This is a genomic window from Sphingomonas sp. Leaf231 (genome assembly GCF_001421995.1).
GTDB lineage: Bacteria > Pseudomonadota > Alphaproteobacteria > Sphingomonadales > Sphingomonadaceae > Sphingomonas.
Genome location: NZ_LMLS01000003.1, coordinates 271,269 through 292,955 on the forward strand (window position 1 = coordinate 271,269; position 21,687 = coordinate 292,955).

The 21,687-nt window shown below is 68.5% G+C and carries 19 protein-coding genes; 12 read left to right on the top strand and 7 right to left on the bottom strand.

Features of this window, described 5'->3' with window-relative positions; all coding sequences use genetic code 11:
- Nucleotides 1-42: 42 nt before the first annotated feature.
- The gene (locus tag ASE95_RS12530) at nucleotides 43-525 is read right to left on the bottom strand and encodes a methylated-DNA--[protein]-cysteine S-methyltransferase (protein ID WP_056636655.1); all 483 of its coding nucleotides are present in this window, start codon (nucleotides 523-525) and stop codon (nucleotides 43-45) included.
- Between ASE95_RS12530 and ASE95_RS12535 the strand changes: the two genes are divergently transcribed.
- From ASE95_RS12535 to ASE95_RS12555, 5 genes are read left to right on the top strand one after another with little or no spacing between them, the layout of a single operon-like run.
- Nucleotides 524-817 (top strand): hypothetical protein, encoded by a 294-nt coding sequence (locus ASE95_RS12535; protein ID WP_235528307.1) that lies wholly within the window; start codon nucleotides 524-526, stop codon nucleotides 815-817. The genes ASE95_RS12530 and ASE95_RS12535 overlap by 2 nt on opposite strands.
- Nucleotides 792-1,076, top strand: a complete 285-nt coding sequence (locus ASE95_RS12540) for a type II toxin-antitoxin system RelE/ParE family toxin (RefSeq protein WP_235528308.1) — start codon at nucleotides 792-794, stop codon at nucleotides 1,074-1,076. Before ASE95_RS12535 ends, ASE95_RS12540 begins: the two co-directional genes overlap by 26 nt.
- A 35-nt stretch (nucleotides 1,077-1,111) precedes the next feature.
- The gene (gene mutS, locus ASE95_RS12545) at nucleotides 1,112-3,688 is read left to right on the top strand and encodes a DNA mismatch repair protein MutS (RefSeq protein ID WP_056636661.1); all 2,577 of its coding nucleotides are present in this window, start codon (nucleotides 1,112-1,114) and stop codon (nucleotides 3,686-3,688) included.
- Between the two features lie 5 nt (nucleotides 3,689-3,693).
- Complete coding sequence (locus ASE95_RS12550; RefSeq protein WP_056636663.1) at nucleotides 3,694-4,374, top strand: hypothetical protein; 681 nt, start codon at nucleotides 3,694-3,696, stop codon at nucleotides 4,372-4,374.
- A gap of 25 nt (nucleotides 4,375-4,399) precedes the next feature.
- The gene (locus tag ASE95_RS12555; RefSeq protein ID WP_056636666.1) at nucleotides 4,400-7,141 is read left to right on the top strand and encodes a [protein-PII] uridylyltransferase; all 2,742 of its coding nucleotides are present in this window, start codon (nucleotides 4,400-4,402) and stop codon (nucleotides 7,139-7,141) included.
- A 59-nt stretch (nucleotides 7,142-7,200) separates the two neighbouring features.
- On the opposite strand, the gene ASE95_RS12560 is transcribed toward ASE95_RS12555, so the two are convergent.
- The 4 genes from ASE95_RS12560 to ASE95_RS12575 are packed head-to-tail and all read right to left on the bottom strand — an operon-like array spanning nucleotide 7,201 to nucleotide 10,644.
- Nucleotides 7,201-8,142 (bottom strand): Gfo/Idh/MocA family protein, encoded by a 942-nt coding sequence (locus tag ASE95_RS12560; RefSeq protein ID WP_082450118.1) that lies wholly within the window; start codon nucleotides 8,140-8,142, stop codon nucleotides 7,201-7,203.
- Entirely contained in the window at nucleotides 8,139-9,134 is a 996-nt protein-coding gene (gene araD1 / locus ASE95_RS12565; protein WP_056636669.1) for an AraD1 family protein, read from the bottom strand. Before araD1 ends, ASE95_RS12560 begins: the two co-directional genes overlap by 4 nt.
- Nucleotides 9,131-9,772, bottom strand: a complete 642-nt coding sequence (locus tag ASE95_RS12570; RefSeq protein WP_056636671.1) for a 2-dehydro-3-deoxy-6-phosphogalactonate aldolase — start codon at nucleotides 9,770-9,772, stop codon at nucleotides 9,131-9,133. The genes araD1 and ASE95_RS12570 overlap by 4 nt, the downstream gene beginning before the upstream one ends.
- Nucleotides 9,769-10,644 (bottom strand): 2-dehydro-3-deoxygalactonokinase, encoded by an 876-nt coding sequence (locus ASE95_RS12575; RefSeq protein WP_327196721.1) that lies wholly within the window; start codon nucleotides 10,642-10,644, stop codon nucleotides 9,769-9,771. Before ASE95_RS12575 ends, ASE95_RS12570 begins: the two co-directional genes overlap by 4 nt.
- A 113-nt stretch (nucleotides 10,645-10,757) precedes the next feature.
- Between ASE95_RS12575 and ASE95_RS12580 the strand changes: the two genes are divergently transcribed.
- The gene (locus ASE95_RS12580; protein ID WP_056636917.1) at nucleotides 10,758-11,630 is read left to right on the top strand and encodes an SMP-30/gluconolactonase/LRE family protein; all 873 of its coding nucleotides are present in this window, start codon (nucleotides 10,758-10,760) and stop codon (nucleotides 11,628-11,630) included.
- Between the two features lie 221 nt (nucleotides 11,631-11,851).
- Here the strand turns inward: ASE95_RS12580 and ASE95_RS12585 are convergent, their stop codons facing one another.
- Nucleotides 11,852-13,174, bottom strand: coding sequence for a sugar MFS transporter (locus ASE95_RS12585; protein ID WP_056636920.1), 1,323 nt, complete (start codon nucleotides 13,172-13,174; stop codon nucleotides 11,852-11,854).
- A gap of 144 nt (nucleotides 13,175-13,318) precedes the next feature.
- On the opposite strand from ASE95_RS12585, the gene ASE95_RS12590 reads away from it, so the two are divergent.
- Together ASE95_RS12590 and ASE95_RS12595 are read left to right on the top strand one after the other, a co-directional pair.
- The gene (locus ASE95_RS12590; protein ID WP_443025458.1) at nucleotides 13,319-14,458 is read left to right on the top strand and encodes an aldose epimerase family protein; all 1,140 of its coding nucleotides are present in this window, start codon (nucleotides 13,319-13,321) and stop codon (nucleotides 14,456-14,458) included.
- Between the two features lie 90 nt (nucleotides 14,459-14,548).
- On the top strand, nucleotides 14,549-16,378 hold the full coding sequence (locus ASE95_RS12595; RefSeq protein ID WP_156348035.1) for an IlvD/Edd family dehydratase: 1,830 nt from the start codon (nucleotides 14,549-14,551) through the stop codon (nucleotides 16,376-16,378).
- A gap of 609 nt (nucleotides 16,379-16,987) precedes the next feature.
- Here ASE95_RS12595 and ASE95_RS12600 read toward each other — a convergent pair.
- Nucleotides 16,988-17,800, bottom strand: a complete 813-nt coding sequence (locus ASE95_RS12600; protein ID WP_082450119.1) for a DUF4336 domain-containing protein — start codon at nucleotides 17,798-17,800, stop codon at nucleotides 16,988-16,990.
- A 59-nt stretch (nucleotides 17,801-17,859) separates the two neighbouring features.
- Between ASE95_RS12600 and ASE95_RS12605 the strand changes: the two genes are divergently transcribed.
- The 4 genes from ASE95_RS12605 to maiA all read left to right on the top strand — a co-directional run bounded on the left by ASE95_RS12605 (nucleotide 17,860) and on the right by maiA (nucleotide 21,604).
- Nucleotides 17,860-19,017: an 8-amino-7-oxononanoate synthase gene (locus ASE95_RS12605; RefSeq protein ID WP_443025459.1), complete on the top strand. Its 1,158-nt coding sequence runs from the start codon at nucleotides 17,860-17,862 to the stop codon at nucleotides 19,015-19,017.
- On the top strand, nucleotides 19,014-19,637 hold the full coding sequence (gene bioD, locus ASE95_RS12610) for a dethiobiotin synthase (RefSeq protein ID WP_056636674.1): 624 nt from the start codon (nucleotides 19,014-19,016) through the stop codon (nucleotides 19,635-19,637). Before ASE95_RS12605 ends, bioD begins: the two co-directional genes overlap by 4 nt.
- Nucleotides 19,634-20,875: an adenosylmethionine--8-amino-7-oxononanoate transaminase gene (locus tag ASE95_RS12615; protein WP_056636676.1), complete on the top strand. Its 1,242-nt coding sequence runs from the start codon at nucleotides 19,634-19,636 to the stop codon at nucleotides 20,873-20,875. Before bioD ends, ASE95_RS12615 begins: the two co-directional genes overlap by 4 nt.
- A gap of 84 nt (nucleotides 20,876-20,959) precedes the next feature.
- Nucleotides 20,960-21,604: a maleylacetoacetate isomerase gene (gene maiA / locus ASE95_RS12620; protein ID WP_056636678.1), complete on the top strand. Its 645-nt coding sequence runs from the start codon at nucleotides 20,960-20,962 to the stop codon at nucleotides 21,602-21,604.
- Nucleotides 21,605-21,687 lie beyond the last annotated feature (83 nt).

The following is a 21,687-nucleotide window of genomic DNA, read 5'->3' on the forward strand; positions in this document are numbered from 1 at the left end:
GCCCGCCGCGAAAGGCGATCACGTCCGCGTCCTGATCGAGTTTCAACCCTCGCGCTGCTCCAGTGCCAACAGATGTCGCTTCGCGGCCAGCCCGCCGGCGAACCCGGTCAGCGCCCCCGATCGCCCGATGACGCGGTGGCACGGCGTGACGATCGAGATCGGATTGCGCCCGTTCGCCGCACCTACCGCGCGCATCGCGGTGGGGCGGCCGATCGCCAGCGCGATATCGGCGTAGGAACGCGTCTCGCCGTAGGGGATCGCATTCAGCGCGCGCCATACCGCCTGCTGGAAATCGGTGCCACGCGGGGCCAGCGGCAGGTCGAACGCGATGCGCCTGCCCGCAAAGTAATCGCCGATCTGGGTCGTTGCGGCGGCCAGCACCGGATGATCGCCCCGCTCCTCCATCGTCGCCAGCCGCACCCTGGCGGGCGGATCGTCGGGCCAAAGCACCGCGACCAGCGCGGCGTCGTCGGCGACCAGCGTCAGCGCGCCGAGTGGGGAGGGGAGGGACGTGCGATACAGCATGGACGCGCTTTACCCCGCCGCGCCGCGCCGCGCATCCCGTGGCTTGCGCCCAAACTGCCCGGTGGCCTTCGCGCGTGCCCGTCGCTATGTTCGCGCCATGAAGCACGAGCCTGGCATTTTCGAGCGACGCGACCGGGAGGCAGAGGCCGCCGCCATTGCGCGTGCGCGTGCCGATGTAGCCGCCGGCCGCGTCCATTCGCACGAAGTTGTCAAAGAGTGGCTGCTGACGTGGGGCACGCCGGGTCGCTTGCCGTTCAAGGAATGGCTTGCGGCTCGCGATGGCGAGGGTTGACTGGACCGATCAGGCGCTTGAGGAAATCGACCTGATCGTTTTCTACATCGAATTGTTTGACCCTGCCGCCGCCGCACGTATTTCAGCGCGGCTGTTTGCCCTTGGTGACAGCCTGACCCACTTCCCCAATCGTGGCCGTCCGGTCGAAGACGGCCTGCGCGAGATGACGACCGTTCCGCCCTATATCCTGCGCTACGAAACCGATGGCGAGATCGTGTCGATCCTCTCGATACGCCATGCCGCCCGCAGCCCGGACTGAACCGTTCCATGACCCTTACGCCCGCCCCCACGCCGATGATGGCGCAATATCTCGCGTTGAAGGCGGAGGCGGAGGATTGCCTGCTGTTCTACCGCATGGGCGATTTCTTCGAGATGTTCTTCGACGACGCGCGGATCGCCGCGCAGGTGCTCGACATCGCGCTGACCGCGCGCGGTGAACATGCCGGCGAGAAGATCCCGATGTGCGGCGTGCCCGTCCACGCCGCCACCGCTTACCTGCAACGCCTTATCAAGGCCGGGCACCGCGTCGCCATCGCCGAACAGACCGAATCGCCCGAGGCGGCGCGCAAGGCGCGCGGGTCCAAGGCGCTCGTCAACCGCGCGATCGTCCGCGTCGTCACCGCCGGCACGCTGACCGAAGAGACGTTGCTGGACGCGCGGTCGGCGAACTGGTGCGTGGCGGTCGGCGAGACCGCCGGCGGCGAAGTCGCGGTCGCCGCCGCCGACGTGTCGACCGGCCGCTTCGAGGTGATCGCCTGCGATCGCGGCAACCTTGGCGCGGAACTCGCCCGGCTCGGCGCGGCGGAAGTCGTCGCGGCGGAGGGCAGCGAGGTCGCCGCCACCGTCTGGCGTCCGCGCGCCGAGTTCGACAGCGCGCGCGCCGAGGAGCGGCTGAAGCGGTTGTTCGCGGTCGCCACGCTCGACGGTTTCGGCGCCTTCGGGCGTGCCGGGCTGGCGGCGGCGGGTGGGCTGGTCGCCTATCTCGATCATACCGCCAAGGGGCAATTGCCGTTCCTGCGCCCGCCGGTGCTGGCGGCGGCGCGCGATGCGATGGCGATCGACGCCGCGACGCGCGAAAGCCTGGAGATCACCTGCACGGCGCAGGGGCAGCGCAAGGGCAGCCTGCTCGACTCGCTCGATCGCACCGTCACCGGCGCGGGCGCGCGGTTGCTCGCCGCCGATCTCGGCGCGCCGTTGATGGAGCGGCCCGCGATCGAGGCGCGGCTCGATCTGGTGCAACTGTTCCACGACGACGCTTCGTTGCGCGAGCGGATGCGCGCCGCGTTGCGCGCGCTGCCCGACATCGGGCGCGCGCTGGGGCGGCTGGCCGCGGGGCGCGGCGGCCCGCGCGATCTGGGCCAGCTACGCGACGGGCTGGACGGCGCATGGGCGATCGGCGACCGGCTGGGCAAGCTGGACGCCGCCCCCGCGCTGCTCGCCGATCTCGCCCCGCGGTTGCGCGGCCACGGCGCGCTGATCGACCTGCTCAAGCGCGCGCTGATCCCGTCGCCGCCGATCGAGGCGAGCGACGGCGGCTATATCGCCGCCGGCTACGATCCCGCGCTCGACGCGCTGCGCGATACCGGTAGCGGCGGTCGCCGCGCGATCGCCGCGCTGGAGGCGACGTTCCGCGCGAAGACCGGCATCGCCGCGCTCAAGATCCGCCACAACGGCGTGCTCGGTTACCATATCGAGGTGCCGGCCCGTGCCGCCGACCCGCTGATGGCGGCGGATTCGGGGTTCACGCACCGCCAGACGCTGGCCGGCGTCGTCCGCTTCAACGCCCCCGACTTGCACGAGGTCGCGGCCAGCGTGACGCAATCGGGCGCGCACGCGCTGGCCGCGGAGGCCGCGCATCTCGAAGACCTCACCGCGCGGGCGCTGGCGGGGCGCGAGCACATCGCGGCCACCGCCGATGCCATCGCCCGGCTCGACGTCGCCGCGGGCCTTGCCGAGCGCGCGGTCGAGGGCGGCTGGACGCGCCCGTCGTTCACCGATCATGCCGCGTTCGAGGTCGCCGGCGGCCGCCATCCCGTCGTCGAGGCGGCGCTGTCGAAAAGCGGCGACCGCTTCGTCGCCAACGACTGCGTGCTCGGCGACAGTTCGCGATTGTGGCTGGTCACCGGGCCGAACATGGGCGGCAAATCGACCTTCCTGCGCCAGAATGCGCTGATCGCCGTCCTGGCCCAGGCGGGCGCGTGGGTGCCCGCCGCCGCCGCCCGGCTCGGGCTGGTAGACCGGCTGTTCAGCCGTGTCGGCGCGTCGGACAATCTGGCGCGCGGCCGCTCCACCTTCATGGTGGAAATGGTCGAGACCGCCGCGATCCTTGCGCAGGCCACCCCGCGCAGCTTCGTGATCCTGGACGAGGTCGGGCGCGGCACGTCGACCTACGACGGGCTGGCGATCGCCTGGGCGGTGGTGGAGGCGATCCACGAGGACAATCGCTGCCGCTGCCTCTTCGCGACCCATTACCACGAACTGACCCGGCTGGCCGAACGCTGCGAGTCGCTATCGTTGCACCACGTGCGTGCGCGCGAGTGGAAGGGGGAGCTGGTCCTCCTCCACGAACTCGCCGATGGCCCTGCCGACCGCAGCTACGGCCTCGCCGTCGCGCGGCTTGCCGGCATGCCTCCCGCGACCGTTTCGCGCGCGAAGGCGGTGCTGGCGAAGCTGGAGGCGGGCCGCGCGAAGACCGGCGGGATCGCGGCGGGTCTCGACGATCTTCCCCTGTTCGCCGCCGCCGCCCAGGCCGAAGAGGCGCAATGCGACGCCATCCGCGCTGAAGTGGAGGCGCTCGACGTCGACGCCCTCACCCCGCGTGAGGCGCTCGACACGCTCTACCGGCTGAAGGCGCTCGCGCGGGAGGGGTGAGGGGAATGTCCCGCGACGGCGAAGCCGCGCCGCTGCTCCCTGACCACGATGGTGGGCGCCGCGGTCCGCCCGGCCGTGTCGCGACGGTGGCCGCATTTGCGGTCGCGTTGTCCACGCTCGGATTGTTGATCCTGCCGGGAATCGTCAGGGATGCGACGCCGCTGCTCGCCGATCCGGGGTTCGATCCCGCAGCCGGGATGGTGATCCTCGGTTTCGTGCTGGCGCTCTGGGCGGCTGTCCACATCAGTCGCTTGCCGGTCGAGGGTATTCGGGGATCGCGAGCCGCGCGCTGGTCGCTCCGTATCATGCTGCCGCTGTGGCTCGGCTTCGGTGCCGCCAACCTCGGTCACCGCGCTGCCGAGGCGTTCAGTTTCCGTCATGGCGGCGTCGTCGCGCCGGCGACGGCGCGCGTTTCGGGAAAGAGCATCACGGCGCTGCGCCGTCGCACCAGCTATGATGTCGCGATCGTCAGCCCTGTCGACGGGCGCAACGTGACGCTGGAGGTCGGGGCGACCTTGCACGACCGTCTGGAGCCCGGACGCGACTGCGTGAGCCTGCTGATCGAAACCGCTCCGGACGGTGCCGCGCGTCTCTTGCGGCCGTTACGGTGGAAGGTGCCTTGCAACCCTGGCGGCGCCCCGTCGCCCCGTGAGTCGCACGCCGTGCGCAGGGGGGCGACGCGTTAACCGCAATCGCCTATCCCTTCCCGCCATGAACGCCCGCTTCGATCATCTCCCCAACCGCCGCGCCATCGTCGACCGCCGGCTGCTCGCCGAACAGGTCGCGGCCGCCACCGGCAAGGACGCTTCGGCGCTCCGTCATCAGGTCAGCCTGCTGTTGAAGGCCGCGCTCGACGCCGGGCGTGCGGAGATCGCGCGGCGGATCACCGCCAGCCCGACCCGCGGGATCGAGGCGGCGAATGCGCAGGCCTATCTGATCGACCAGCTGCTGTGCGTGCTTGCCGATTTCACGCTCGACCGGCTGTACCCGCTCCCCAATCCCACCGCTGGCGAGCGGCTGTTGCTGATCGCGGTCGGCGGGTACGGGCGCGGCGAGATGGCGCCGTTCTCGGACGTCGACATCGGCTTCATCATGCCGGGCAAGCAGACGCCATGGGCCGAGCAGGTGATCGAGTCGATGCTCTACACCTTGTGGGATCTCGGGCTGAAGATCGGTCATTCCAGCCGTTCGGTGGACGAGATGGTGCGTCAGGCGAAGGGCGATGTGACGGTCCGCACCGCGTTGCTGGAGGCGCGCTTCGTCTGGGGGGATGAATCGCTTTACGAGGAAGCGTCGCGCCGCTTCCACGACGACGTGCGCCGCGGTACCGAACGGCAGTTCGCCGCCGACAAGCTGGCCGAACGCAACGCCCGCCACATCCGCATGGGCGACACGCGCTATGTGGTCGAACCCAACGTCAAGGAAGGCAAGGGTGGCCTGCGCGACCTGCACGCGCTGTTCTGGATCGGCAAATATACCTATCAGGTGCAGCGTGCGAACGAACTGGTCGCGGTGGGGCTGTTCACGCGGGAGGAATACCGGCTGTTCCACCGCGCCGACAATTTCCTGTGGGCGGTGCGCTGCCACCTCCACCTGATCGCCGGGCGCGGCGAGGACCGGCTGACCTTCGACTATCAGCGCGAGATCGCGCAGCGGATGAATTATGCCGACCGACCGGGCAAGTCGGCGGTCGAACGCTTCATGCAATTCTACTTCCTCCAGGCGCGCACCGTCGGTTCGCTGACCGGCCTGTTCCTGGCGCACATGGACGAGCGGTTCTCGCGTCGTCGCCGGCTGGGGCTGAAGATCGCGCGCACCCCGCGCAAGCTTGACGGGTTCGCCAACGATGGCGGCCGGATCGCGCTGCCCGCCGACGATTTCTTCCGGCAGGATCCGCGCCGGCTGGTGGAGATATTCGCGCTGGCCGCCGAACAGGGGATGGAGATCCACCCGCTCGCGCTGCGCTGCGCCACGCGTGATGCACGACTGGTCACCGCGGTGCGTCGCGACGCGGGCGCCAACGCGCGTTTCCTCGATCTGCTCGCCGGGCCGCACGATCCCGAATTGCCGCTGCGCTGGATGAACGAGACCGGGGTACTCGGCCGCTTCGTGCCGGATTGGGCGCGGATCGTCGCGCAGATGCAATTTGACATGTACCACCATTACACCGTCGACGAACACACGATCCGCGCGATCGGGCTGCTGGCGCGCATGGAGGCGGGGGCACTGGCCGCGGACCATCCTTTGCCCAGTGAGATCATGGGACAGATCGTGTCGCGGCGCGTCCTGTATGTCGCGGTGCTGCTCCACGATATCGCCAAGGGGCGCGGCGGCGATCATTCGATCCTCGGCGCCGAAGTGGCGGAGCGGATGTGCCCGCGCTTCGGGCTGACCCCGGCCGAAACCGAGACGGTGGCGTGGCTGGTCCGCCACCATCTGTTGATGAGCGCGACCGCGTTCCGCCGCGATCTCACCGATTTCAAGACGATCCTCGATTTCGCCGAGGTGGTGCAAAGCCCGGAGCGGCTACGCCTGTTGCTGGTGCTCACCGTCGTCGATATTCGCGCGGTCGGGCCGGGGACGTGGAACGGCTGGAAGGGGCAGCTGCTCGGCGACCTCTACGATCGGGCCGAGGAAGTGCTGCGGCTGGGCCACAAGCAAAAGGGGCGCGGCGAACGCGTGCTCGCCAAGCAGGAGGCGCTGCGCGTCGCGATGCGATGGGACGCCGCGACGCTGGCCGATTACGTCCACCGCCTGCCCGAACCCTATTGGATCGCCGAGCCCGACGACGTGCTGGCGCACAATGCGGCGTTCGTGACGCAGGCGGGCGACGTGCCGCTGGCGATCGATGCGCAGGTCTATCCCGAACGCGGCGCGACGCTGGTGACGGTCTATGCCGCCGACCACCCCGGCCTGTTCAGCCGCATCGCCGGCGCGATCCACGTCGCGGGCGGCAACATCATCGATGCGCGCATCCACACCACGCGCGACGGGATGGCGTTCGACAATTTCCTCGTTCAGGATCCGCTCGGGCGACCGTTCGCGGAGGCGGGGCAGCTGACCCGGCTGAAGACCGCGATCGAGGATGCGCTGGCCGGCCGCGGCAAGCTGACCGACCGGCTGAAGGCCAAGCCGCTGTCCCGCGCGCGCGCCGACGCGTTCCGCATCGAACCCAATGTACTGGTCGACAACAAGGCGTCGAACCGCTTCACCGTGGTGGAGGTGGCGGCGCGCGATCGTCCGGCGCTGCTCAACCAGCTGGCGTATGCGCTGTTCCTGTCGAAGGTGACGATCCATTCGGCGCATGTCGCCACCTATGGCGAGCGGGCCGTCGACGTCTTCTACCTGACCGATCTGACCGGGGACAAGATCACCGCCACCACCCGCGTCCGCACGCTGGAAAAGCGCCTGCTGGCCGCGGCGGCCGGAGCCCCGCACGAGGAGGCGGCGTAGCGGCGAACCCGCCACGCCACCGCCACGTTAGAGCAGGATGATCCGAAGCTGCTCCTGCGTCATTCGACGAACGGCTCGACCGCGATATGCCGTCCGCGCAGGAAGGCGTCGGCGACCAGCCGGAGCGGCGACACGTCGACGTCGGCCACGCCCGCGTGCACGATCGCGGCGAAACGGTGGTACAGTCCCGGATATTCGCCGTGCAGGTCGGCGTCGTGCGCCACCGCCTCCTTGCCGTCGATCGTCAGCACCGACCCGCCCTTGGCCAGCAGCAGCGTGCCGCCATCGGTGACGACCTCGATATCCCAATGCTGCGGGCCTTCCTGACGGAAGTCGAGATCCATCTCGATCGGCGCGCCGGCGGAATCGCGGAACGTGACGCGCGCCGCGATCGGGGAGGCGCGGTTCGACGGCACGTCCAGTTCGGCGGTCTCGACGAAAAACGGCCGCGGCAGGATGCGCGTCGCAATCGACAGCGCGTTGATGCCGGGATCGAACACCCCGAAGCCGCCCGGCTCCCAGATCCAGTTTTGCCCGGGGTGCCAGACGCGCACGTCCTCGCGCCAGGTGATCGTCGCCGACGTCACCTCGCGCTCGGCCAGCCACGCGCGTGCCGGCTCGACCCCGTCGGCATAGCGGGAGTGCCAGCTGGCGAACAGGCTGACGCCCTTGGCCGCCGCGGCATCGCGCAGCGCGGTGACCTCGGCCAGAGTCGCCCCCGGCGGCTTCTCCAGAAACACGTGCCAGCCCCGATCGATGCAGAATTGCGCGATCGACCGGCGCACCTGCGGCGGCGTGCACAACGCGACCGCATCGACCACGACGCCGCTGTCGGCCAGTTCCTGCACGTCGTGGAAGAACGGCAGGCCGTTCACGGCCTCGCCGCTGCGGCTGACCGTCGCGACCAGTTCGAAGTCGTCGTCGGCCTGGATCGCGGGCAGATGCTGGTCGTGCGCGATCTTGCCCATGCCGACCAGGGCGAGGCGGATCGGGGCGCTCACAGTGCGCGCACCGTGACAGGGGCCGCGGGGGCATCGGTCAGCGTATTGCGCAGCGGCAGCGCGAACGGGGCCGCGTCGATCTCGAACACGTCACCCGGCTGCGTCTTCACGCCGTCCGCCACCGACAGCGTCGCGGTGCCGAAGAAGTGCACGTGCACGTCGCCCGGCCGCCGGAATCCGGCATATTTGAAATGGTGGTGCTCCAGATTGGCGAGATGGTGCGACATATTGTCCTCGCCGGTCAGGAACGGCTTCTCCCACAGCGTCTTGCCGTCGCGGACGATCCGGCTGGTGCCGCGAATGTCCGATGGTGGCGTGCCAAGCAGCAATTCCGCGCCCAACGAGGCCTGCCGCAGCTTCGAATGCGCCAGCCACAGGTAATTGTGCTTTTCGGTCACATGGTCGCTGAACTCGTTGGCCAGCGCCACGCCCAGCCGGTACGGCGTGCCGTCCTCGCCGATCAGGTATATGCCCGCCAGCTCCGGTTCCTCGCCGCCGTCCTGCGCGAAGGCGGGCGACGCGAACGGCGCTTCCGGCGCGACCAGCGACTGGCCATCGCCCTTGTAGAACCACTCCGGCTGCTGTCCGACCGCGCCCGCTTCGGGCTTGCCGCCCTCTACGCCTTCAAGGAACATCCGCATCGAATCGGTCTGATGCTCCGACGACGAAGCCGCCTTGTGCATCGCGTCGCGGCCCGATGCCGAGCCGAGATGCGTCAGCCCGGTGCCCGCCAGCATCAGCCGCGCGCCGTCCTCGTGATCGATCGCGGGCAGCAGGTGCCCCGCCGCCAGTTCGGCAGCGATGTCGACCGCCTCGTCGCTGCGCCGCTGCGCCGCCGCCTCGGCCAGCGTCGTGCCGGCGGCGATCGCAGCCTGGGCCAGCGCGCGGGTGGTTTCCACCCCGGTCAGAAAGGCCGCACGGTCGCCCTCGGCCAGGATGACGCGGCGGCGTCCGTCGGGACCGCGATGTTGAAGCAGGCGAATATGGGTCATGCGATGTCCTTGAGCGCTGAGATATAGCGGCGCGCCTCCTGCCCGACCGCGTCGGCGGACTTGCCGGGGCGATACAGGTTGGAGCCGAGTCCGAATCCGTCCGAACCCGCGGCACGCCATGTGGCGAGGTTCTCGGGTACGATCCCGCCGACCGCCAGCATCCGCGTCGCCTTGGGCAGCACCGCGCGCTGCGCCTTCAGATAGGCGGGCGTGGTGCCGTCGGCGGGGAACAGTTTCAGTGCCGTGGCACCGGCGGCCAGCGCGGCAAAGCCTTCGCTGACGGTGAAATAGCCGGGCAGGGAGATCAGCCCGCGCGTCGCGGTGGCGCGGATCACGTCGGCATCCGTGTTGGGGGACACGATCAGCGTGCCGCCGACATCGGCGACCCGCCCGACGTCCTCCACGTTCAGCACCGTGCCCGCACCGATCATGGCGCGGTCGCCGACCCGCTCGATCAGCAGGCGGATGCTGTCGAACGGATCGGGCGAGTTCAGCGGCACCTCGATCAGCGTGAATCCCGCCTCGACCAGCGCCTCGCCGACTGCCGGCGCCTCGGCCGGGGTCAGCCCGCGCAGGATCGCGACCAGTGGCGCGGTCGCGAAGGCCGCGTCGAACCGTGCATGCGTGTCCGTCGTCATCGTGTCATTTCCCACAAACGGTGGATGCCCGCCGCGAACGCGCGTTCGCTGTCCAGCGTCGTCGCGCGGCCGCCGCAATGGTCGATCGCGGCCGCATAAAGATCGGCGAGCGCGCCACCGGCCAGCAACTGCACCTCGCGCCCGGCCAGGTCGTCGCGTGCCCCGACGTCGGCACCGATCAGCACTCCGCTGGCGAACGCCGCGGCATCATCGGGCGCCAGCCGGTCGAGCAGCACCCGCGCCCGCACCTCGAACAGCGCGACGGTCAGGTCGCGCGCGCCGGCCCCGCGCGACAAGCCTTCGCGGAACGCCGCGCCATCGGCCACCGCGCCATCGAGCATACCGGCCAGGATACCCGACCCGCGCAGCAACGCGAACAATTCGCCGGTCATCGCGGTCGCGATATCGCTCACCCGCCCGCCGGTCGTGGCGATCCATTTGTTGTGCGTGCCCGGTTGGCAGAACAGCGCATCGGCGGGGGCCAGCCCCGCGGCGATCGCGCCGAGCACCTGAACCTCCTCGCCCCGCATCACGTCGGCGCGTTCCGCACCGCGCAAAGCGACGCCCGGAATCATCACGACCCCCTGTTCCGGCAACTTCAACGCGGCATTCGCCAGATCGTCGAGGCCGGCCGGCGCGTCGACATAGGCGACTTCATGCCAGCCACGGTTCGACCCGACCATGCCGGCGGCGATCACCGGAAAATCGCCGAGGCGCTCGCGCAACGCGATGATTTCGCTTGGATATTCGTCGGCTTTGAGCGACAGGACGCCGCGACCGTCCTTTAGGACGTCGCCGGAAATGCCGTGTGCGGACATATGCCATGCCCGACGGTTCGTCGTTCCCCAGTCGATGGCGATATAGTCGCCCACCACGTCATCCTCCCGCTTTATTTGTAGGACATAAAGCCTTGCGCAGCGAGGTCAAGGCTGTGCGGTTCGCGCGCGATCCTGTACGTTTGCACCGCGACAGCAAGGAGAGAATGATGACCGAGGTGCGGACGTTATGGCGCGGTGCGGCGACGCTGGGCGAGGGGCCGGCATGGGACCCCGCGTTGGGCATCCTGTGGTTCGTCGACATCAAGCAGCAGCACGTCCACCGCTACGATCCCGCCTCGGCCGAGGTCGCGACATGGCCGGCACCCGCGCAGATCGGCTGGGTGCTGCCCTCGACCGGCGGCACGTTGCTGGCCGGGTTGCAAACCGGGCTGGCGCGCTTCGACCCGGAAACCGGCGAGTTCGCGCATCTTGCGGACGTCGAACCCGATCTGCCCGGTAACCGCCTCAACGATGCGACGGTCGCGATCGACGGAACGGTGTATTTCGGGTCGATGGACGACGGCGAAAACGCGATCACCGGGCGCGTCCATCGCTGGGACGGCCATGACGTGACCAGCACCGGGATCGCGCCGGTCGCCATCACCAACGGGCCGGGAATCTCTCCTGATGGTGCAACGCTTTACCACGTCGATACGCTTGGCGGAGTGATCCATGCCGTGGCGCTGGACGCGGACGGAACCGTCGGCGAGGCGCGCGTTTTCGTGACGATCGATCCCGCCGATGGCCACCCGGACGGGGTGACCGTCGACTCCGCCGGCAACGTCTGGCTCGGCCTGTGGGGCGGGTGGTGCGCGCGCTGCTACGCGCCGGACGGCAGCCTGCTCAGGCAGGTCAGGCTGCCCGCCGCCAACGTCACCAAAATCGCGCTGGGCGGACCCGATCTGAAGACCGCCTTCGCCACCACCGCGCGCAAGGGACTGGACGAGGCGGCGTTGGCCGAACAGCCCGATGCCGGTGGCCTGTTCTCCTTCGATGTCGAGATCGCCGGGCAGCCGCTCACCCCTGCGCGCATGGGCTGATACGACGACGGCCGGCGGCTCTGCGGAGCCACCGGCCGTGGTAATGGATCGCCATCGCTGGCCTCGGATCACCGTGCCCGGCGACATCCTGCCGTTATCCCGGATCTGGATCCGGAGCACACATATCCGCACCTCGCTGCGGCTGGCGGCGCTGATGCCAGCAACCTCGGCGTCGGCCGGGTGACGGACAGGCCCTTGCCTCGTCCGTCACCCTGCACACATCAGTGCGCGAGGCTGTCCACCGGCACGTCCGGCAACGCGTTCGTGGTCTTGGCACCCCACAAGGCGTAGAACAGGATGTACAATTCGCATGCTGCGGTCAGCAGGAACGACGGCTGCAACCCGTAGATGTCGGCCAGTTTGCCTTGCACCACGACCAGAGCACCACCGGCGATCGCCATGATGAGCAGCCCCGAACCTTCCTCGGTCAGCGGTCCCAGGCCCTTGATGCCGAGCGTGAAGATCGTCGGGAACATGATCGAGTGGAACAGCCCGACCGAAATCAGCGCCCACATCGCGACCGGACCGGTCGTGAAGACGGTGATGAGCATCACGATGAACGCACCGATCGAGAAGGCGGCCAGCACCGTCTCGGCCGGGATGCGCTGCATGATCGCGGAGCCGGCGAAGCGCCCGATCATCATGCCGCCCCACAGGAACGTCAGGTAACGTCCGGCCTGCTCGGCGGTAACGTTGGCGATCTCGGGCTGGCTGACGAAGTTCACGAACAGGTTCGCGACGCCGATCTCGGCGATCAGGTAGATGAAGATCGCCGGGATGCCGAACACGAGGTTGCGATGCTTCCACAGCGAATGGTTCTTGCGATCCGCCTTGGCGACGCGGCTGGTCGACGATCCCATCGCCGGCAAGGGGAAACGCGCGATGACGAAGGCGAGTACGACCAGCACGATGGCGACCAGCACATAGGGCAGGATCACCGATTGCGCGTCGGCCAGCCGCTCGGCCTCGGTCAGCACGGTGCCGCTCTGCGCGGTGCCGCCCTTGGACCGGCCGAGGATCAGATACGCACCGAACAGCGGTGCGAGCATCGTGCCGGCCGAATTGAGCGCCTGCACCAGGTTGAGCCGCGACGACGCGGTCTCCGGCGGGCCGATCACCGCGACATACGGGTTGGCAGCGACCTGCAGCAGCGTGATCCCGCTCGCGATCACGAACAGCATGACCAGCGTCACGCCATAGGAGGGCAGGCTCGCCGCCAGCACCATGCCCAACGCGCCCGCCGCCATGATCAGCAGGCCGATCACCAGCGATTTCTGATAGCCGATCCGCTCGATCAGCTTGGCCGACGGGATCGAGGCGAAGAAATAGGCGATGAACCACACGCTCTCGATAAGGGTGGTCTGGGTGTAGTTCAGGTCGAACACGCTGCGCAGATGCGGCAGCAGCGTGTTGTTGATGACGGTGATGAACCCCCACATGAAGAACAGGCTGGCGAGCAGCGTCAGCGCGCGTCCATAGGAGGGCATTCCCCTGCCCCCGGCATCCGCTCGCGTCGCGCCCGGTGAAATCGGGGGTCCGGCCATCATCCTCTCCTCGTTCTGAACATGTACGCCCGTGACGGGCTTGCGCGACGAATATATGTCTGACTATATTCGCCGCGAACACGTGGTCAATGCGGCAATCACCGCGGACTGGCAAGTGCGGGAGAGGTGTCAGTGAGCATTTCGATGATGCGGTGGGTAATGGGCGCGGGTTTCGCACTGACGACGGGGCTGACCTGCTCGGCCGCCCATGCGGCTACGGCGCAACGCGCAGCGTTTGGCACGCTGCCGGATGGCACCGCGGTAGAGGCCGTCACGCTGACCGGCAATAACGGTGTCAGTGCGCGGATCATGACGCTGGGCGCGACGCTGCAATCGTTCAACGCTCCCGACCGTGAGGGCAAGGTCGCGGACATCACGCTGGGGTATGACGACGCCGCAAGTTACGTGACGGCACCGAATTTCTGGGGGCAGACCGTCGGCCGCTACGCCAACCGCATCGCCGGGGGCAAGTTCGCGATCGACGGCAAGGCGTATCAGTTGCCGCTTAACGACAAGACGAACTCGCTGCACGGCGGGACGAAAGGCCTCGACAAGGCGGTGTGGCGGATCACTGCGGTGAAGTCCGGCCCGCAGGCGAGCGTGACGATGGTCACGACCAGCCCGTCGGGCGACCAGGGGTATCCCGGCAAGCTCGAGGTTTCCGCGACTTACAGCCTTGACGACAAGGGCGCGCTGACCATCGATATGGATGCCAAGACCGATGCGCCGACCGTCGTCAATCTGACCAACCACGCACTGTTCGATCTGGCCGGTGAAGGATCGTCGGGCGGCATCTATGCGCAACGGATGACGATCCCCGCCGCACGGTACACGCCGGTTAATGCCGCGCTGATCCCGACCGGCGAGCTGGCGCCTGTGGCGGGGACGGTGTTCGACTTCACGAAGCCGCGTGCGATCGGGCAGAGCGTGCGCGATGGCCGCGATCCGCAGATTGCGATCGGGCGTGGCTACGATCATAATTTCGTGCTCGACAAGGGCGCTACGAAGGACGCGCAACTGGCCGCGCGGGTAGAGGATCCAACTTCGGGCCGGGTGCTGGAGGTGTTGACCACCGAGCCGGGCGTCCAATTCTATTCGGGCAATTTCCTTGTCGGTGCGCTGGTCGGCAAGCAAGGCCACGTCTATCGCATGGGTGACGGCTTCGCGCTGGAACCGCAGAAATTCCCGAACACCCCCAACCAGCCGTCGTTCGGGTCGGCGCGGGTCGATCCCGGCAAGCCTTACCACCATCGTATGGTGTATCGCGTCTCGGTGGCGCGCTGATCCTCGGAGTTGAATGATATCATGACCGCCCCCACCGATCCGACCCGCCTGCGCAGCCGTGCATGGTTCGACAATCCTGCGAACATCGACATGACCGCGCTGTATCTGGAGCGGTATCTGAACTTCGGCCTGACCGATCCGACCCGCCTGCGCAGCCGTGCATGGTTCGACAATCCTGCGAACATCGACATGACCGCGCTGTATCTGGAGCGGTATCTGAACTTCGGCCTGTCGCTGGACGAGCTGCGTTCGGGCAAGCCGATCATCGGGATCGCGCAGACCGGATCGGATCTGAGCCCGTGTAACCGCCACCATCTGGTGCTGGCGGAGCGCGTGCGTGAGGGTGTGCGGGAGATGGGCGGGATCGTGCTGGAATTTCCGGTGCATCCGATCCAGGAGACCGGCAAGCGGCCGACCGCCGGGCTGGACCGCAACCTGGCGTATCTGGGGCTGGTCGAGGTGCTGTACGGTTATCCGCTGGACGGCGTGGTGCTGACGATCGGGTGCGACAAGACGACCCCGGCGGCGCTGATGGCGGCCGCGACGGTCAACATTCCGGCGATCGCGCTGTCGGTCGGCCCGATGCTGAACGGCTGGCACAAGGGCGAGCGCACCGGATCGGGGACGATCGTGTGGAAGGCGCGCCAGCTGCTGGCCGCCGGCGAGATCGACGATGCCGAGTTCATCCGGCTGGTGGCGTCCTCTGCGCCGTCGACCGGCTATTGCAACACGATGGGCACCGCCACGACGATGAACTCGCTGTGCGAGGCGCTGGGCATGTCGTTGCCGGGTTCGGCGGCGATTCCGGCACCTTACCGTGACCGTCAGGAGGTGTCGTACCTGACCGGCAAGCGCATCGTCGAGATGGTGGCGGAGGATCTCAAGCCCTCCGACATCCTGACCCGCGACGCGTTCCACAATGCGATCAAGGTCAATTCGGCGATCGGCGGGTCGACCAACGCGCCGATCCATCTGGCCGCGATCGCGCGCCACATCGGCGTCGACCTGCCGTTRAAGGATTGGGAGACCGAGGGGCACAAGGTGCCGCTGCTGGTGAACCTGCAACCCGCCGGGGAGTATCTGGGCGAGGATTATTACCGTGCCGGCGGCGTGCCGGCGGTGGTCAACCAGCTGATGGAGCAGGGATTGATCGCGGAGGATGCGCTGACCGTCAACGGGCGCAGCATGGGCGACAATTGCCGCGGCGTCGCGATCGAGGACGAGAAGGTGATCCGTCCGTTCGATCGCCCGCTGGTCGAGGAAGCCGGGTTCATCGTGCTGTCGGGCAATCTGTTCGATGCCGCGGTGATGAAGACCAGCGTGATCTCGCCCGAGTTCCGCGCGCGCTACCTCAGCGATCCGGCCAGCCCGAACGCGTTCGAGGGGCCGGCGGTGGTGTTCGACGGACCGGAGGATTATCACGCGCGGATCGACGATCCCGCGACCGGGATCACCCCGGCGACGTTGCTGTTCATGCGCGGTGCCGGGCCGGTCGGCTATCCCGGCGCGGCCGAGGTGGTGAACATGCGCCCGCCGGCATATCTGATCACCGAGGGCGTGAGCGCGTTGCCGTGCATCGGCGACGGGCGGCAATCGGGGACGAGCGGCAGCCCGTCGATCCTGAACGCCTCGCCGGAGGCCGCGGCGATGGGCGGGCTGGCGTTGCTGGAAACCGGCGACCGCGTGCGGGTGGACCTGAACACGGGTACGGTCAACGTACTGATCCCGGACGCGGAACTGGCGGCGCGGCGCGAGGCGCTGGTCGCGGCGGGCGGCTATGCCTATCCGGCCTCGCAGACGCCGTGGCAGGAGATCCAGCGCGCCACGGTCGGCCAGATGAACACCGGCGCGATCCTGGAGGGCGCCGAGAAGTACCAGCGCATCGCCCAGACCATGGGGCTGCCGCGCGACAACCACTGACGGGTCGCGGGGCCGGTCGCAGGCGTTCGCGACGACCGGCCTGTCGCGAACCGGTGATGGCGGTGGGCGTTGCGGGTGTGACGCGCCAACCACCTGATACGCCACGGTCATTGCGAGCATGGCGAAGCGATCCGGGGCGTCATGGTCCGGCACTGGATCGCCTCGCTACGCTCGCACCGACGAAGAGCCGCCCGAGCGCCAACGGCGTCGCACCCACGCTGACGCATCCAGCATCGTACTTCGATCGAAAGCGGTTGCTCGCGGCTAYCRCRAGGCCCGGCGACCGAATGACRGTATGAGAACGCCGCTCCTGGACGTCTGTCCTCACGTCTGTCGGTCGGGAACTGCCTCCCGAATGCGCAACCACCAACGAAAAGGGCGACCCCGCAGGGCCGCCCTTTCCATTTAGCATCAGCCGTTTCGCTTACCGCGGCGAACCTTCGCGCTTGCCGTCGATCCGGCGGCCTCCCGAATGCGCAACCACCAACGAAAAGGGCGACCCCGCAGGGCCGCCCTTTCCATTTAGCATCAGCCGTTTCGCTTACCGCGGCGAACCTTCGCGCTTGCCGTCGATCCGGCGGCCAGGCGACCGCCCACCCATGCAGTCGGTTACTTCGCCCAGGCCAGCGCCTGACGCAGACGCGTAGCCGCGTTTTCGGTAAAAGGCTGGCCGTGCGCGAACAGCACGCGTTCCGGGGCAAGCGCGATCAGCGCGGCAAGCGTTTCGCGTGTCGCCTGCCCACCGAAGCGCAGCACCGGGCGGAGATAGCGCGGGGTCGTTCCGGCCGCGCCGCCACTCAGCCGCGCGATGAAGGCGGTGACCGGCGGGAGGCGCTCCGGCTCCATACATTGCACGACATCGGTCAGCACCAGCGTGCGCGAGGGGCGGTGATGAAACCAGATCTCGTTGAAACTCGCGGCGCCGTGGATCAGCCCCTGTTCGACCGTCGCTCCCCACTCCTCCGGTGCTTCCGGGCCAAGGTCGTGATCGATCCGGAGGCCGCTACGCTGCACCTGCCCACGCTCGCGAAGGCCCGGTGCCGCCCATAGCGTCGCCGCCGGAAAAGCTTGCTGCCACGCCGACAGCCGCGTCCAGTGCGCGATGTTGGGCGCGATCAGGTGGCGGATCGTGCCGAGTTCGGCGAGCGTGGCGGCCAGCGCCGGGGTGTAACGCGTGGGTGAGTGGAGCATCAGACTGTCATCGGGTAGCCGGATCACCGTCATGCGGATCGGCAGCGACAGGCCGGAAGCGATCATCGGCCCGCTGTCGACAATCCAGATATCGTCGGCGAAGGGTTTGAGCACGTCGAGCGGCGGATAGGAGGCGGGCGCGTCGCTGTTGCGTTCGCGCGCCGCCAGCCAGGCGATCGTCCCGGCCGCGATCGCCGCACCGCCGAGTGCAACTTTCGTGTTTCGGTTCATAGCGTTCCTCCGTTTGCACGAGCGAAGCCAACGCGCCGGGCCGGTGATCGGGAGCAGCGATGCTGGTCAAGCGCGCGATGCCGCGGCATAGCCCGGCGATGCAGCTTGCCGCCCAACGCGCCCACCTGGCACAACTGGCGGAAGCCGGCCGACTGCGCGCCCTGATACCTCGCGCCGGTATCGACATGTCCTCGAACGACTATCTCGCGCTCGCCGGTTCGTCGCGACTGGCGGAGGCGGCGCGCACGGCGCTGGCCCGCGGCGTGGCGCTCGGGTCGGGCGGGTCGCGTCTGCTCCGTGGCAACGATGCCGAACACGTGGCGCTGGAAGAGGAGGCGGCGCGCTTCTTCGGGTGCGAGGCGGCATTGTTCTTCGGCAGCGGTTATGCCGCGAACACCGCGCTGCTCTCGGCGGTGCCGCAGGCCCACGACCTGGTCGTTCACGACGCGCTGGTCCATGCCAGCATGCACGACGGGATGCGGCTCGGGCGGGCGCGCTGCGTTGCGACGCCGCATGGCGATGTTTCGGCGATCGATGATGCGATCACGGCGTGGCGCACCGCCGGGGGCACCGGCACGCCGTGGATCGCGGTGGAAAGTCTCTACAGCATGGACGGCGACCGCGCAGACGTAACCGCGCTGATCGCGGTCGCGGATCGGCATGACGCGATGCTGATCATCGACGAGGCGCATGCGACCGGCGTGTGGGGCGAGGGCGCACGCGGGATCGCCGCCGCGCTGCACGGCCGCGTTAACGTCGTGACGCTCAACACGTTCGGCAAGGCACTGGGCGGCGAGGGTGCGTTGCTGTGCGGGCCGGCGATCGTGCGTGATTTCCTGGTCGCGCGCGCGCGGCCCTTCATCTTTTCGACCGCGCCCGCGCCGCTGGGCGCCGCGGTGGCCCGCGAAAGCCTGCGCATCGTCGCCGACGAGCCGGATCGCCGCGCGCGGCTTCAGGCGCTGATCGCGGCGGCGCGGCACCATCTCGAGCCGCTGGGCGCGCGCGTGGAGTCGCAGATCGTGCCGCTGGTGATCGGCGACGATCGCGCGGCGATGCACGTCGCTGCGGCGGTGCAGGCGGCGGGCTTCGACGTCCGCGGCATCCGCCCGCCCACTGTCCCGACGGGTACCGCGCGGCTGCGTATCACCCTGACGCTGCACGTCTCGGAGGCGGACATCGTCGCACTGGCGACGGTGTTGCGGGATGTTCTGCCATGACGCGGACGATCGTCGTCACCGGCACCGACACCGATGTGGGCAAGACGGTGTTCGCCGCCGCGCTGACCGTGGCGCTGGGTGCGCGCTATTGGAAGCCGGTGCAGGCCGGGTTGGCGGACGGAGGCGATTCACGCAGCGTGATGGGGCTCGGCGTCGATCCGGCGCGGGTCATGCCCGAGGCATACCGGCTGGCGACGCCGTGTTCGCCGCACCGGGCGGCGGAGATCGACGGGGTAACGATCGAGCCGCCGCGGCTGGTGCTTCCCACGGGACGCGGGCCGCTGGTGGTGGAGGGTGCCGGGGGCGTGCTGGTGCCGCTGACGCGGTCGTGGTTGTTCGCGGACCAGGCGGCGGCGTGGCGCGCGCCGGTGGTGGTGGTCGCGCGCACGGCGCTGGGCACGATCAACCACAGCCTGTCGTCGATCGAGGCGTTGCGCGCGCGCGGGGTCATAGTGCTGGGCATCGCGTTCGTCGGTGATCCGGCCGAGGACAGCGAAGCCACGATCGCGGCGATCGGCGGGGTCAAGCGGCTGGGCAGGTTGCCTTTTCTTGACCAGCTTTCAGCCGCCTCGCTTCACGCGGCCTTTGCGGAGGGCTTTGCGGTAGAGGATTTTCGATGAGTTCGATCTGGCATCCGTTTACCCAGCACGGACTGGGGGAGCCGATCCCGTGCGTGGTGCGGGGCGAGGGAGCGGTGCTGCACACCGCCGACGGGCGGCGGGTAATCGATGCGATTTCATCGTGGTGGGTGACGACGCACGGTCATGCCCAGCCACGGATCGCCGCCGCGATCCGTGCGCAGGCGGAGCGGCTCGACCAGATCATCTTCGCTGGATGGACGCACGAACCGGCCGAGGAGGTCGCGGCGGGGCTCCGCGGGATCATGCCCAAGTCATTGACCCGCGTGTTCTTTTCCGACTCCGGTTCGACCAGCGTCGAGGTCGCGCTGAAGATGGCGCTGGGATATTGGCTGGCGCGGGGCGAGGCGCGGCACCGCATTCTAGTGCTGGAACATGGCTATCACGGCGACACAATCGGGGCGATGTCGGTGGGGCAGCGGGGAGTGTTCAACCGCGCGTATGCGCCGTTGCTGTTCGACGTGGAAACCGTTCCTTTCCCGCAACTTGGCGCGGAGCAGGCGACGCTGGACGCGCTGGAGCGGGCGTGCGCGCGCGGCGACGCGGCGGCGTTCATCGTCGAGCCGCTGGTGCTGGGCGCAGGTGGCATGCTGTTCTATTCGCCGGACATTCTCGCGCAGATGCACGCGATATGTGCGCGACACGGCGTGCTGTTCATCGCCGATGAGGTGATGACGGCATGGGGAAGGACGGGCACGTTGCTGGCGTGCGAACAGGCCGGAGTAGTGCCCGATATTCTTTGTCTTTCCAAGGGATTGACGGGGGGTGCGGTGCCGCTGGCGGTGACGATGGCGAGCGAGGCGATCTTCGCTGCGCACTGGTCCGACGATCGCGCGCGGATGTTCTTCCATTCGTCGAGCTACACCGCCAATCCGCTTGCCTGCGCGGCCGCGGCGGCAAACCTGGCGATCTGGCGCGAGGAGCCGGTGGTCGAGCGTATCCAGCGGCTTGGCACGTGGCAGCAGCACCATGTCGCCGCATTGACGGGGGTGCGAAACCCACGTGTGCTGGGTACGATCGCCGCATTCGAGGTTGGGGCGGGTGAGAGCTATTTGTCGGACATGGCCCCGCGGATGATGGCGTTTTTTCGCGAAAACGACGTCCTTTTGCGTCCTTTGGGCGATACGATTTACGTGATGCCGCCCTATTGCATCGAAAAAACCGATCTGGAGCGCGTTTATCGTGCGATTGCGGGGGTTCTGGAACACGTCGTCGCGTAAGGTTGCGTGGCTCCGGTCCGCGAGGACGATGCGAAGGGGCAATCGATCGCCGGGCGGCGTGCGCAGCGATCAGGGAGAGGACGGATGATCGAGACACCGCCCGTCGTGCTGCACGGCTATTTTCGATCGACCGCGGCGTATCGCGTGCGAATCGCGCTGAACCTGAAGCAGGTGGCTTGGACCGACGTGTTCCACCATCTGCGGCACGGCGGGCAGCGGGAGGCGGCGTACCTGCGCATGAACCCGCAGGGGCTGGTGCCGACGTTGCAATGGGACGGCGCGGTGCTGACCCAAAGCCTCGCGATCTGCGAGTTCCTCGACGAAACGGTGGTCGATCCGCCGTTGCTGCCCGGGGGCGCGGCGGCGCGGGCGCGGGTGCGAGGTTTTGCGCAGGCGATCGCGTGCGACATCCACCCGGTGCAGAATCTGCGCGTACTGCAACGCTTGCGCGCGGCGGGGCTGGACGAAGCGGCGGTGAACGACTGGGCGCGCGAGACGATCGACGACGGTCTGGCGGCGTGTGCCGCGCTTATCGAAGGTGGCGAGGGGCCATATTGCTTCGGGGCGGACGTGACGCTGGCGGACCTGTGCCTTGTCCCGCAACTGGTGAATGCACGCCGGTTCGGCGTGGCGTTGCGGTGGCCGCGGCTGCTGGCGATCGAGGCGGCGTGCCTGGCGCTGCCGGCGTTCCGGGACGCCGCGCCCGACCGACAGCCCGACGCGGAATAGCGCGGTGACAGGGCGAGTGATCGCTGCGTGACGGCGATTGGCCGCTGCGCGGACCGGATCGTCGTTCCCGAACCTGATCCGCG